The sequence below is a fragment of the Umezawaea tangerina genome (genome assembly GCF_003002815.1).
In the GTDB taxonomy this organism is placed as follows: domain Bacteria; phylum Actinomycetota; class Actinomycetes; order Mycobacteriales; family Pseudonocardiaceae; genus Umezawaea; species Umezawaea tangerina.
This window is the reverse complement of the sequence record NZ_PVTF01000005.1, coordinates 386,570-400,165: the sequence shown is the minus strand read 5'-3', so window position 1 is coordinate 400,165 and position 13,596 is coordinate 386,570. Positions and strand designations below refer to the sequence as shown.

At 71.7% G+C, this 13,596-nt stretch carries 5 protein-coding genes; all 5 read left to right on the top strand.

What is annotated here, in order from left to right; all coding sequences use genetic code 11:
• The first annotated feature begins 1 nt into the window (after position 1).
• The 5 genes from CLV43_RS47840 to CLV43_RS19260 all read left to right on the top strand — a co-directional run bounded on the left by CLV43_RS47840 (position 2) and on the right by CLV43_RS19260 (position 13,593).
• Positions 2-958 (top strand): cupin-like domain-containing protein, encoded by a 957-nt coding sequence (locus CLV43_RS47840; protein ID WP_170155908.1) that lies wholly within the window; start codon positions 2-4, stop codon positions 956-958.
• Between the two features lie 61 nt (positions 959-1,019).
• Complete coding sequence (locus CLV43_RS19275; RefSeq protein WP_211304419.1) at positions 1,020-2,213, top strand: ATP-grasp domain-containing protein; 1,194 nt, start codon at positions 1,020-1,022, stop codon at positions 2,211-2,213.
• Entirely contained in the window at positions 2,210-3,427 is a 1,218-nt protein-coding gene (locus CLV43_RS19270) for an MFS transporter (protein WP_106188590.1), read from the top strand. The genes CLV43_RS19275 and CLV43_RS19270 overlap by 4 nt, the downstream gene beginning before the upstream one ends.
• Before the next feature lie 15 nt (positions 3,428-3,442).
• On the top strand, positions 3,443-3,880 hold the full coding sequence (locus CLV43_RS19265; RefSeq protein ID WP_106188589.1) for a GNAT family N-acetyltransferase: 438 nt from the start codon (positions 3,443-3,445) through the stop codon (positions 3,878-3,880).
• A gap of 377 nt (positions 3,881-4,257) precedes the next feature.
• Positions 4,258-13,593: a non-ribosomal peptide synthetase gene (locus CLV43_RS19260; protein WP_106188588.1), complete on the top strand. Its 9,336-nt coding sequence runs from the start codon at positions 4,258-4,260 to the stop codon at positions 13,591-13,593.
• Positions 13,594-13,596 lie beyond the last annotated feature (3 nt).

The following is a 13,596-nucleotide window of genomic DNA, read 5'->3' as shown; positions in this document are numbered from 1 at the left end:
AGTGGTCATCGAGGACAACATTCTCCGACGCCATGACCGGGAGAGCCAGGACGCCGTCGAGGCGGGCTTCCAGGCAGGCCCCCTCGCGGACGCACTGGCCTCGGCGCCCGTCCTGGAGACGCGCAGCGGCCTGTCGAAGGAGGAGTTCGACCGGGAGTACCGCGAGCGGCTCCGCCCGGTCGTGCTCAAGGGCTTCGTCAAGGACTGGCCGTCGGTGCAGACCTGGTCCTTCGAGCACCTCGCGCAGCGGTGCCCGGACGTCCAGGTCACCGTCAACAGCTACAGCTCGAAGGAAGCGCGCACGGTCACGTTCCCCGAGTTCGTCACGCTGCTGAAGGAGAACGAGGGCAACACGGAGTCGCCCCTGTACCTGCAGGAGTGGTACTACCAGACGACCGCGCCGCAGATCGCGGCCGACATGCCCGAGCTGGAGGTCGCGCGGTACGACTTCCGGCAGGACCTCTACGGCGAGAAGGCGTCCACCAACCACCAGTTGTGGCTGGGGCAGGAGGGCGGCGTCACCCGCCTGCACCAGGACTCGTACTCGGTGGACGTGATGCACGCGCAGATCGTCGGTTCGAAGCGCTGGTACGTCATGGGTCCGAAGGCCGAGCTGCGCCTGGGCGCGGACGGCGAGCCGGACTGGGACGGCCTGCTCGGCTCCCCGGAGACCCAGCTGCACCAGTTCGACCTCATGCCGGGCGACCTGCTGTACCTGCCGGCGAACTGGTTCCACCGCATCCGGTTGCTGGAGAACTCGATCGGCCTCGGTCGCAAGTGCCTGGACCAGGCGCACCTGCGGGTGCACATGAAGCAGCGGATGAACGAGCTGCTCGCGCTGCTGCTCAACTTCGACGAGGTCAAGGAGACGCACCCGGAGCTGGTGCCGGTCCTGATGTCCCGCAGCCGGGCGTTCGCCGACCGCCTGGGTGTCGACCTGTCGAGGCTGCGCCCGTAGTCACGCGAGTTCCCCGGACCCCGACGGGTCCGGGGAACTCGACTTTCCGAGGAGATTCGTCGTGAAGCACGTTCTGGTGGTCGGTGGGCCCAGCTCCACTCTGGACAAGCTGGAGAAGCTCGGGGTGCGGTACTCGATGGTGCAGATCCCGCGCATGGTGGACGAGCGGCAGTTCCGCGGCGCCGCGCGCTACGCGGTGCTGGACTACCGCGACCACGGCGAGCTGTCCGCGGTCGCGCGGGCGTGGCACGCCCTCGATCCGTTCGACGCCACGGTGTCGTTCACCGAGTACGGCCTGGAGCCCGCCTCCCGCATCGCCCGTGACCTCGGCATCGCGGGTGACAACCTCCGCGCGGTGCTGGCGACGCGGGACAAGACGAGGACGCGCGCGCTGCTCAACGAGCACGGCCTGAGCTCGGTCCGGCATCGGGTGTGCGCGACCGTCGAGGACGCCCGCGCGTTCCTCCACGAGCTCGGTGGCGGTCCCGTCGTGCTCAAGCCCACGGACGGTGGGCTCAGCGAGGGCGTCTTCGTCGTCGAGGCGGAGCACGAGTTGGACGAGCGGTGGGCGTGGACCAGTGCCGCCGCCTCGGGTGCCGTGCTGGCGGAGGAGTTCCTGAGCGGTCCCGAGTACAGCGTGGAGACCATCTCGTTGGACGGTGTGCACGAGATCGCGATGATCACCGAGAAGCTGACCACCGCGCTGCCCAGGTTCGTCGAGCTGGGCCACCAGGTGCCCGCGCGCCTCGACCCGGTCGTGCGCGCGCAGGTGGAGACCCTGATCCTCGACTTCCTCGACCTGATCGGCCAGACGACCGGCCCCGCGCACACCGAGATCCGCGTGACGGCGACCGGGCCGAAGCTCATCGAGTCCCAGACCCGCGTGGGTGGCGACCAGGTCTGGGAGCTGTGCGAGATGGTCAGCGGCGTCGACCTGATGGCCGAGGGCATCGCCCGGCAGGTCGGGCTGCCCGCACCGGCCAGGACCCCGGTCGCGCCGGCCGCGGCGATCCGGTTCTTCGGCTACGAGAACGTGCGCGTGCTGGACGTCCAGGACGTCGCGTCGGCCGAGAGCGCGCGCGGCGTGGTGCGCGTGCTGTGCTCGTTGGAGCCGGGGCAGGAACTCCGGTCGCTGGAGTCGTCCAACTCCCGGCAGGGCTACGTGCTGTGCACCGGTGACGACCCTGAGGACGCGATCGCGAACGCCGAGGCGGCTCGTCGCCTGGTGCGGGTGAAGGCGGAACCGCTGGCATGACCACGACCGCACCGCCGCCCGTCGACAGCGCGTACACGCGCCGGGCCACGACCTACGTCGTCACGCACTACCTGTTGGTGTACCTGGGTTACTACGGGGTGCTGTCCACCCTGGTGGTCGCGTTGACGGCGGCCTCGTTCGACGCGGGGCAGATCGCGGCGCTGGTCGTGGTGTTCTCGCTCACCAACAAGATCGCGAACATCCCGCTGGCGCCGTGGCTCGACCGCATACCGGCCGCGCAGTCGGTCCTTCTCGGCTGTTCGATGGCGGGCGTGGGCTTCGTCGGCCTCCGCTTCGCCTCCGGCATGACGATGACCGTGCTGTCGCTCGCGTTCGCCGGCGCGGGCATCTCGGTCAACGCGCTGGCCACCAAGCAGCTCGCGGCCGCGGCCAGCGACCGGATCGCCAACCACGCCAGGCTGTTCTCGCTGGTCAGCATCGGCGTGAACATCGCGGCCGCGGTCGCCGCACCGGTCGCGCTGTTCTTCGTCGACCGCGGCATGCACGGTCAGGTGCTGCTGACCATCGCGGCGATCTACGTCGCCGCCGGTGTCGTGGCGTTCCTGCGGCGCGACACCGTGCGGACGCGGCGGACGTCCAGGGCGACCTCGTTCCGCAGGTACCTGGAGGTGCTCGTGGAGCCGGGGATGCGCCGGTTCCTGCTGATCAACTCGTTCTACTGGATCATGTACGGCCAGCTGTTCACCGTGCTGGCGGTGTACGTCTCGTCCACGCTGGGGTCACCGGGGCGGCTGGGGTGGCTCTACACCGTCAACGCGCTGCTGGTGGTGTTCCTGCAACTGCTCGTCACCCGCTTCGCGAACAAGGTGGTGAAGGGCAGGACCCTCACCATCGTGGTGCTGTCCTACGGGCTGTTCGCGCTGTCGTTCCTGACGCCGCAACTGGTGCCGGGCTACCTCGGCGCGGTCGTGTTCGTCGTGCTGTTCACGGTCGCCGAGATGATGTTCGTGCCGAGCGGCGACGTGCTGATCGTCGGCCTGATCAACCCCGAGAGCCGGGCCGTCGGGTACAGCCTGTTCGCCATCAGCACCGCGCTGGGCGAGGCGCTGGGCTCCGGTGCCGGTGTCGCCGCGTACCGCCACCTGGTCGACCAGGGCCAGGGAGGCTGGTTCTGGGTGGCCGCCGCCGTGCTCGCCGTGGTGTTCGCCGTGATCACCCAGAGCCTGCGCGGTGCGTCGCTGGCCGGGAAGTGATGGTTGGATCGACGCATGATCGAAGTCAGCCCGTTGCGTCAGGACGATCGAGCGGCATGGGAGGTGCTGGCCCGCGCGTACAAGGACTTCTACGAGACCGAGGTGCCGGACACCGGGTACGACGAGGTGTGGCGCAGGCTCATGGAGGGCCCGGAGCTGTTCGGCCTCGCGGCCCGGCTGGACGGTGAGGTGGTGGGCATCGTGCACTACCTGTTCCACGCCAACGTCTGGTCGCCCGGTGCGTGCTACCTGCAGGACCTGTACGTGGACGAGAAGGCGCGAGGTCACGGTGCGGCACGCGCCCTCATCGAGCGGGTGGCGCGGGAGACGGGCGAGCGCGGGCTGTCACGGCTGTACTGGAACACGAAGCAGGACAACGCCCTGGCCAGGACGCTGTACGACAAGGTGGCCAGGTTCCGCGGCTTCATCACCTACGAGTACAGCTTCCACTGACGCCTCACCGCGATTCCCGCCCGCCGAGATCCCCTCCGCACGGAGCCCGGCGTCGGCACGGGCATGTGGCCCGAGCCCTCGCCGGGCGGCGGAGGTGCACAGGTGATCCGGCTGGCCTCGGTCAGGTGTGGGACCGCGAGCACAGCCATGGCAAGTCGATGGCGTGCTGCGCGATCGAGTGTCCACAGTGGAGAGAATGGTGCCCGCTCCGCGGGAGATCCCGTTTCGATGCGTGGTGATCATCGTGAGCAGCCCGTCTCCGGGTGCGGAGTGGCTGCGGCACAGGGGCGTTCTGCCGCCTGACCCGAGCTTATAGGCAATGTAGAGAGCGCACTGCGAGCCTGATCTTCCTCGTCCAGCTGACGACCGGAGGGCCGATGCGCAGACCGACGGTTATCGAGTTGTTCGCGGCTCAGGTCTCCCGCACGCCGGACGCCGTCGCGGTGGTGTCCGGCGAGACCAGTCTGACCTTCGCGGATCTGGACACCGGTTCGGCGCGGCTGGCTTGGCTGTTGGCCGAAAGGGGCGCCGGGCCCGGAGAGGTGGTGGCGCTGCACCTGGACCGAGGGCCCGCGATGGTGGTCGGTCTGCTCGCCGTGTTGCGCGCCGGGGCCGCGTTCGTGCCGCTGGACGTCGCTCAGCCCGCCGAACGGCGGCGGTGGGTGCTCGACGACTCGGGCGCACGGCTGGTGGTGTCGGATTCCCCGCTGCCGGGCGGTTTCGGGGACCGCGTGGTGCTGCGGGTCGAAGAGGACGACTCGGTGCCGGTGCTGCCGGAGCGTCGGGTCGATCCGGCGTCGGCCGCCTACGTCATGTACACCTCGGGGTCGACCGGCAGGCCGAAGGGCGTCGCGGTCGAACACCGCCAGCTGGCCTCCGTGTGCGAGGCCTGGGCTGAGCTGTACCGGCTGCGCGAGCGTCCGCTGCGCTTCGTGTCGATCACGAGCTTCACCACCGACCTGTTCTTCGCCGACTTCGCCCGGTCCGCCCTGCGCGGCGGGACGATGGTCCTGGCCCCGCGGAAGGCGGTCACCGACCCGGTGCTGCTGCTCGACCTGGTGGAACGCACCGGTGGGACGGCGCTGGAGATGTTGCCGTCGCTGGCGAAGGCGCTGGGTCGCGAGGCGGGACGGCGTGGTGGCGGGCCACCGCTGGAGCTGCTGTCGGTAGGCGCGGAGGCGTGGCCCGCGCAGGACGGTCGGGATCTGCTGGAGCTGCTGGGGCCGAGGACCGAGCTGGTGAACGCCTTCGGCACCACGGAGACCACGGCGGACTCCTGCGTGTTCCGCTTGGAGCAGGGGTCGGCGGAGTCCTGGCGCGAGGCGGCGACCGTACCCATCGGACGGCCACTGCCCGGAACCGTGCTCCACGTGCTGGACGACCGCCTGGAACCGGCCGCGGTGGGGGAGCTGTACATCGGAGGTGACGGTGTCGCGCGCGGCTACCACGGACGGCCGGGGCTGACCGCGGCCCGCTTCGTGGCCGACCCGTTCCTGCCCGGTCGGACCATGTACCGCACCGGGGACCTGGTCAGGCGCCGGGATGACGGTGTCCTGGAGCACCTGGGCCGGTCGGACGACCAGCTCAAGGTCCGGGGTTTCCGGATCGAGCCCGCCGAGGTCGAGGGTGTGCTCGCCCGCCACGCCGAGGTGGACCGGGCCGTGGTGGGTGTGCCCGAGGAACCGGGCCGTCGCAGGCTGGTCGGGTACTTCGTCCCGGCGGGCGCGCGGACACCCACGGCGGACGAGCTTCGCGACTTCCTCGCGGCCAGGCTGCCGGAGCACCTGGTCCCGACCGCGTTCGTCGCGCTGGACCGGTTCCCGACGCTGCCCGGCGGCAAGGTCGACCGCCGGGCGCTGCCCCCGCCGCCGCAGGTGCCCACCGGCACCGAGCCGCGCACGGAGGCGGAACGGGTGCTGGCCGGGATCTGGCGCGAGGTGCTGGAGGTCGAGCGGGTCGGGATCGACGACAACTTCTTCGACCTGGGCGGCGATTCCATCCTCGGCATCCAGGTCGCCGCACTGGCCAGGACGCGACTGGGACTCGTGTGGCCCTACCGGACCCTGTTCGACCGGCCGACGGTCGCGGAGCTCGCGGCGGCGCCGACACTCCCGGACGTCGAGCTGGAGGTTCGCGACGTCGAGTCGGAGGACCGGTTCCCCCTGTCCTTCGCCCAGCGGCGGCTCTGGTTCCTGCACACGCACTCACCCGGCGCGGAGCACAACCTCCCCAAAGCCCTGCGGCTGCGGGGCACCTTGGACGTCGGAGCGCTGCGGTCGGCCCTGACCGCGTTGGTGCAGCGGCACGAGATCCTTCGCACGAGCTTCCACGTCCAGCAGGACGAGCCGGTGCAGGTGGTGCACCCACCGGCCCCGGTGCGGCTCGAACTGGTCGATCTGCCCACTGGTCCTGACCAGGACGCCGTACTCGATGCCCTGCTGCACACCGAAACCGCCGTCGTCTTCGACCTGGCGGAACGGCCACCGCTGCGACTGACGCTGGCCAGGCTCGGGCAGCGGGACCACGTGCTGGTGCTCACCATGCACCACCTGCTGACCGACGACTGGACCAATGAGATCCTCCTGTCGGAGCTGGCGGAGCACTACCGCGCCGCGGTGTCGGCTGAACCTCCCCGGCTCGCGCCGCAGCCCGTGCGGTACGCGGACTTCGCCCGACGGCAACGGGATCGGCTCACGCCCGAGGTCGAGGAGCGGCAGCTGTCCTTCTGGCGCGGCACTCTCGCGGGGCTGCGGCCGTTCGAGCTGCCCGCGGACCGCCCTCGACCCGCCCGCCGGTCGACGGCGGGTGCGGCGCACCAGGTCCACCTCTCGGCCGAGGTGACCGCACGTCTGGTCGAGTTCGCCAGGACGCGGCGGGTCACCCTGTTCACCACGCTGCTCGCCGCCTGCCAGCTGGTGCACTCCCGGATCGCGGGTGACCCGGACGTGGCGGTCGGCACCGTGGAGTCCGGGCGGGGGCAGGCCGAGGTCGCGGATGTGGCCGGGTTCTTCGTCGGCACCCTGGTGATCAGGTCGACCGTGGACGAGGAGCTGGGCTTCGCCGACCTGGTGGCGGGTTTGCGGGAGACCGTCCTGGAGGCGATGGACCACGCGGACGTGCCGTTCGAGCAGGTGGTCAAGGCGCTCGCACCGAAACGCGACCTCACCGGTCTTCCGCTGGTCCGGACGATGGTGGTGCTGCAGAACGCGCCCGTCCGGCACCGCGACTTCCCCGGTCTGTCCTCCGAGGAGGTCGACCTGCCGGTCACCACGGCGACCTTCGACCTCACCACCGAGTTCCGGCTGACCGGGGACCGGCTGCGGATCGTCGTCATCTACAGCACCGACCTCTACGACACCGGCACCGTCGAACAGCACACCGCCCAGCTCGTCGACGTGCTCTCGATCGTCACCCTGGAGCCTGACCGTCCACTTCGGACTGTGATGTGGGCCGCGCCGGTGGTGCATCAGCCTGCCGTCGAGCCACCGCTGCCGGTAGCGTCGGTCCTGTTCGCCGAGGTCGCCCGTCGCCACCACGACGAGGTCGCGGTGGTGGCCGGAGCGGTCGAGCTGACCTACGGGCAGCTGGCCCGACGGGTGGAAGCGCTCGCCGACCGCCTGGCCGAGCGCGGTGTGCGCGCGGAAACCCTGGTGGGCGTCTGCCTGCCGCGCGGTGTGGACCTGGTCGTGAGCCTGCTCGCGGTGCTCAGAGCGGGTGGGACGCTGGTGCCGATCGACCCGGAGCACCCCGCGGACCGCATCGCTTTCATGCTGGCCGACTGCGGCGCGTCACCGGTGCTCGTGGACGTGGCGGGCGTGGACCGGCTGCCGGACGGGACGCCCGTGGTCCGGGTGGACGACGACGAGCCGGTCGCGCCCCGGCGTCAGGAAGTCGTGCCCCGGCCGGACAACCTGGCCTACGTCGAGTACACCTCGGGCTCCAGCGGTGTGCCGAAGTCGGTGATGGTCCCGCACGGGTCGCTGGTCAACTGCGTCGCGCACATGCGGGCCGACCTCGGTGTCGGTCCCGGCACGCGGATGCTGCTGCACTCACCGGTCACCTTCGACTTCGGGCTGATGCAGGTGCTGGCGCCCTTGCTGTCCGGGGCGACCGTCTGCCTGAGCGAGGCGGGGGAGCGGGACGGCACGCTGACGGTGGACGAACAGGTCCGCCGCGACCGGATCACCCTGCTCGCGCTGCCGCCTGCCCTGTTGTCCACAGTGGATCCGCGGTCGGTGCCCGGCGTGGAGCAGGTGATCGTGGGCGGTGAGCTCTGCTCGGCGGACCTGGCCCGCAGGTGGCTGCCGCACGCCGGTTTCGCGAACCTCTACGGTCCCGCCGAGACCACGATGCACGCCACCGGTCTGGTGCTGCCACGGGCCTCGGATCCGGGGCCGGGTGCCTCGATGCCGATCGGCACGGCCATCGCGGGCAACCGGGCCCACGTGCTCGACAGGTACCTACGTCCGGTGCCGCCGGGCGTCGAGGGTGAGCTGTACCTCGGTGGCGAGGGCGTGGGCCGCGGGTACCTCGGACGTCCCGGCCTGACCGCCGAGAGGTTCGTGGCCGATCCGTTCGGCCCTCCCGGTGCGCGGATGTACCGCACCGGGGACCTGGCCCGCCGCCTGGCGAACGGGGCCCTGGAGTTCCGCGGCCGGGTCGACCGCCAGGTCAAGACGCGGGGGTTCCGGGTCGAGCCCGCCGAGGTCGAGGCGGTGCTGTCCAAGCACCCCGCGATCGCCGAGGTGGCGGTGGTCGCCGATCGCGGCGGACGGCTGATCGCCTACGTGGTGGCGGGTGACGGCGCCCAGGTCCCGTCGACCGAGGAGCTGCGGCGGCACACCGCTCGGGTGCTGCCGGAATTCATGGTGCCCTCGGTGTTCGTCGCCATCGACGAGGTACCGTTGACCGAGAACGGGAAGCTCGACTTGGAGGCGCTGCCCGCACCGGAGGTGAGGTCCGGGAACGAGTACCGCGCTCCCCGCACCCCCGGTGAGGTCGTGCTCGCGCGGGTGTTCGGTGAAGTGCTCGGCGTGGCACGCGTCGGTGTCGACGACAACTTCTTCGAGCTGGGCGGCGACTCGATCCTCAGCATCCGGGTGGCCGCGGGTGCCAACCGGGCCGGTCTGCGGCTGTCCTCGCGCGAGGTGTTCGAACGGCAGACGGTGGCCGATCTCGCGGCAGGCCTCTCCGTCGAGCCCACCGCGGGAGTGGCGGAGAACGGTCCTGTCTCGGGTGAGGTGGTCCTCACCCCGATCCAGCGGTGGTTCCTCGACCTGTTCACCGTCCACCCCGAGCAGTTCACCATGTCCCGGTACCTCGAACTCGTCCCGGAGGTCGAGCGTGATGCCGTGCGCACCGCGGTCCTCTCGTTGGTCGAGCACCACGACGCGCTGCGCGTCCGGGTCCGCAGGCAGGACGGGCAGTGGCGGCAGCACATCCCCGCCACCGAGACCGGACCGGTGTTCCGGGCCCACGACCTGTCCGATGTGGACGACGTGGACACCGAGCTCGCACAGCGGGTCGACACCGCTCGCGCCGAGCTCGACCTCGCCGAGGGGCCGCTGCTGCTGGCCGACTACTTCGAGCTCGGCGCGGCGCGACCGCCGAGGCTGCTGCTGACCGTGCACCACTTCGTCGTCGACGGCGTCTCGTGGCGCATCCTGCTGGAGGACCTCCGCACCGCCTGCGCCCAGGCCGCCTCCGGAGCGACGATCGACCTGGGGCCGAGGACGACCTCGTTCCAGCGCTGGTCTCGATTGCTCCACGACCAGGCGGCGGCGGGCGCGCTCGACCACGAACTGCCGTACTGGAGCCGAGTGCACGAGCGCACCGCGCCGCCGTTGCCGCTGGACGGGTCCGGAGTGGATGGACGTGCCGAGACCTGCACCGTCCGGTTGACCGCCGGGGAGACCACCGCGTTGCTGCGCCAGGTCCCCGGTGTCTACCGGACCCAGGCGAACGACGTGCTGCTCAGCGCGCTGTCGGTCGCGGTGGCCGAGTGGACGGGCCAGGACCGCGTGCTGGTGAACCTGGAGAGCCACGGCCGGGACCAGCTGGCCGGCCTGGCCGACCCGTCCCGGACTGTTGGCTGGTTCACCACCCAGTTCCCCGTGGCGCTCGACCTGCCATCGACCAGGGACTGGCGGGCGGTGCTGAGGTCGGTCAAGGAGCAGCTGCGCGAGATCCCCGGCCGTGGGCAGGGCTACGACGCGCTGCGCCACCTGTCCGGCACCCGGTCGCTCGACGGGGGCCACCGCGCGGAGATCAACGTCAACTACCTCGGCCGGTTCGCCGACTCGGCCAACGAGCTGTACCTGCGCCAGCTGCCGGTCGCCGACGGCGCGCACCCCGACGAGGTGCGGCCGTTCCCGCTGGAGGTCACCGCGGTCGTGGTGGCCGGGGAACTGGTGCTGCACTGGGACTACAGCCCCGGCACCCTGGCCGCGTCCACCGTGCGCCGACTGGCCGAGCGCACCGCGGCCGCGTTGCGGGAGATCGTCGAGCACTGCCTGGCCGAGGGCGCGGGCGGCCGCACCCCTTCGGACTTCCCGCTGGCGCGCCTCGACCAGTCCACTGTGGATGACTTGGTGGGGGACGGGCGGGCCGTGGAGGACGTCTACCCGCTCACCCCTATGCAGGCCGGAATGCTGTTCCACGGGCTGGCGGGCGGCGCCGAGGACATCTACGTCCGCCGGATCGAGATGGTCGTCGACGGGGTGACCGACCTGGACGCCTACGTCGCCGCGTGGCGGGTGGTGGTCGCCGCGGTGCCCGCGCTGCGCAGCACCGTGCACTGGGCAGGTCTGGCCGAACCCGTGCAGGTGGTGCGCCGGGACGTGGAGCTGCCGGTGACCCGGTACGACTGGCGCGGGTTGTCCGCGGAGCAGCGTCGCGACGAGGTGCGGCGGCTGTGGGACCGCGACGAGCTCGACGGCGTGGACCTCGCCGCCCAGCCGCCGACCCGGCTGGTCGTCGCGCGCCTGCCCCACGGCCGGGTGCAGGTGCTGCTGACGACGCACCACCTGTTCATCGACGGCTGGAGCATCGCACGCCTGCTCGCCGGAGTAGCCGCCGCCACGGTGGCGCTGAGTCGGGGCGCAACGCCCGACCTGCCGCCCCAGCGGCCGTTCCGGGACTACTGCGACTGGCTCACGGCGCAGGACCACGACGCCGCGTCGGTCTACTGGGCCAAGGTGCTCGCCGGCGTGCGCGAGCCCACCCCGCTGCCGTTCGACCGGCGGCCCGCACCGGGCCACCTCACCCGGCGGGTGGGCAGGAAGGCCTTCCGGCTGACCGAGGAGCGCACCACCGGGCTGCGGGAGTTCGCCCGCCGACACCGGATCACGCTGCACACCATCGTCCAGGCGGCCTGGGGGCTGCTGCTGTCCCGGCACAGCGGCGCGCACGAGGTGGAGGACGTGGTCTTCGGCACCACGATCACCCTGCGACCGCCCGAGCTCCCCGGCGTCGAGACCATCTTCGGCCCGCTGATCAGCACGCTGCCGGTGCGGCTCACCGTCGATCCGGGCGCCACGGTGCTCAGCTGGCTCTCGCGGATCCAGGACGGGCAGCTCGACTCCCGTGAGCACGGGTTCTTCCCGCCCGCCCGCTACCAGGAGCTCACGGACGTCCCGCCGGGCGTGAACCTGTTCGACAGCGCGATCGCCTTCGAGAACTACGCCGACGAGCCGGTCGCCGACGACGGGGACGAACCGCGGGTGGTGGAGGTCGACAGCCACGAGACGACCAACTTCCCGCTCGGCCTGGTCGTGCTCCCCGAGTCGGCGCTGTGCTTCGAGCTGGTCTACGACGTGGACCTGTTCGACGACGTCACCGCCGAGCGGCTGTCCGCCCGGCTGGTCACCGCGATGTCCTCGATGGTCGACGCACCGGACCAGCCACTGGGATCGGTCGAGGTGTTGCCGCCCGCGGAACTGGCGCTGATCACGACCTGGAGCCGTTCGCCGCTGGAGCCCACCCAGCCGCGGACCGCCGCCGAGCTGTTCGCCGACCAGGTGCGCCGAGTGCCGGGCGCGGTGGCGGTGTCGGCGGGCACCGAGCTCACCTTCCGCGAGCTGGACGAACGGGCGGGAAGGCTGGCGCACCGGCTCGGCGCGCTGGGCGTCGGCCCGGAGTCGGTGGTGGGCATCTGCGTCGACCGCGGGGTGGACTCGATCACCGCGGTGCTGGCCGTTCTCCAGGCGGGCGGCGCCTGTCTGCCGCTGGACCCGGCCCAGCCGCGGGAACGGCTCCGGTGGCTGGCCGGGGACGCGGGCGCGGTCGTGGTGCTGACCGACCGGAACTCGGCGGGTTCCTTCACTCCCGCCGACCTGGTGGAGCTGCGGGTGGACGGGCTGCGGCTGGACGACGGGCCGGTGCTGCACCGCGCGTCCCGGCCCGACGGCGCGGCCTTCGTGATCTACACCTCGGGCACCACCGGGCGACCGAAGGGAGTGGTGGTGCCGCACCGCGGCCTGGCTGTCCTCGCGGCCTCGGTGCGCCGGATGCTCGGCGTCGACCGGCACAGCCGGGTGCTCCAGTGGCTTTCCCCCGCCTTCGACGCCTCGGTCCTGGAACTGCTCACCGGGCTGTTGAACGGGGCCACCCAGGTGCTCGCGCCGCAGGGAACCCCCGTCACCGACCTGACCGACGTGGTGACCGCGGGTGGGGTGACCCACCTGATCCTGACGCCGTCGGTGCTGGCGGTGCTGCCTGTCGACTCGTGGCCGGCGGGCACCACCGTGGTTAGCGGCGGTGAAGTGCTCCCACCCGGGCTGGCGGCCCGCTGGTCGACCCGGTGCAGGTTGTTCAACGGCTACGGGCCGACCGAGGCCACCGTCTGCGCGACCATGAGCCCGGCACTGTCCGGAGTGGACGATCCCTCGATCGGCACGCCGATCGAGGGCGCGGTGGTGTACCTGCTGGACTCGGTGCAGCGGCCGGTGCCGCTGGGCGCGGTGGGCGAGGTCCACCTCGGCGGTCCCGGACTCGCCCGCGGCTACCACGCCCGGCCCGGCGCGACCGCGGCGAGCTTCGTGCCCGACCCCTTCGGCGAGCAGGGAGCACGGCTCTACCGCACGGGCGACCTGGCCCGCTGGTCCTCGGACGGGTCGCTGTCCTTCGTCGGCCGCGCGGACGACCAGGTGAAGGTGCGCGGGGTGCGGATCGAGCCGGGAGAGGTCGAAGTGGCGCTGCTGCGGCATCCTGGGGTCCGCGAGGTGGCGGTGGCGGCCACGGGGGAGGGTGCGACACGGCGGCTGACGGCCGCGATCGTGCCGCACCACCATCCCGGTCCGTCGGCGGGTGAGCTGAGGAAGCACCTCGCGGCGATCCTGCCCGAACAGCTGCTGCCCGCCGAGTTCAGCACGCTCGACCGCATGCCGCTGACCCCGCGGGGCAAGGTCGACCGGGCGAGGCTGCCCCGCGCGGGCGCCGTGTCCGACAGCGAACACCTGGCTCCGCGCACCGAGAGCGAACGGCTGGTGGCCCGCGCCTGGGCCGCCGTGCTCGGCCGCGACGGGATCGGGGTCAGGGAGAAGTTCTTCGAGGCAGGCGGTTCCTCGCTGACGCTGGTCCAGCTGGCGGGCGAGTTCGCCCGGCTCGGCCGGACCGAGCTGCCGGTGGCGGTGCTGCTGGACCACCCGACCATCGAGGCGATGGCGAAACGGGTCGGCGCGGGGCCGCGGGCGAGCACGGACCACGAACTGTGAGGC

Bases quoted from the DNA above. Each gene is read 5' to 3' on its own strand.
- CLV43_RS19270 (WP_106188590.1), top strand. From the start codon at position 2,210: ATGACCACGACCGCACCGCCGCCCGTCGACAGCGCGTACACGCGCCGG.
- CLV43_RS19265 (WP_106188589.1), top strand. From the start codon at position 3,443: ATGATCGAAGTCAGCCCGTTGCGTCAGGACGATCGAGCGGCATGGGAG.
- CLV43_RS19260 (WP_106188588.1), top strand. From the start codon at position 4,258: ATGCGCAGACCGACGGTTATCGAGTTGTTCGCGGCTCAGGTCTCCCGC.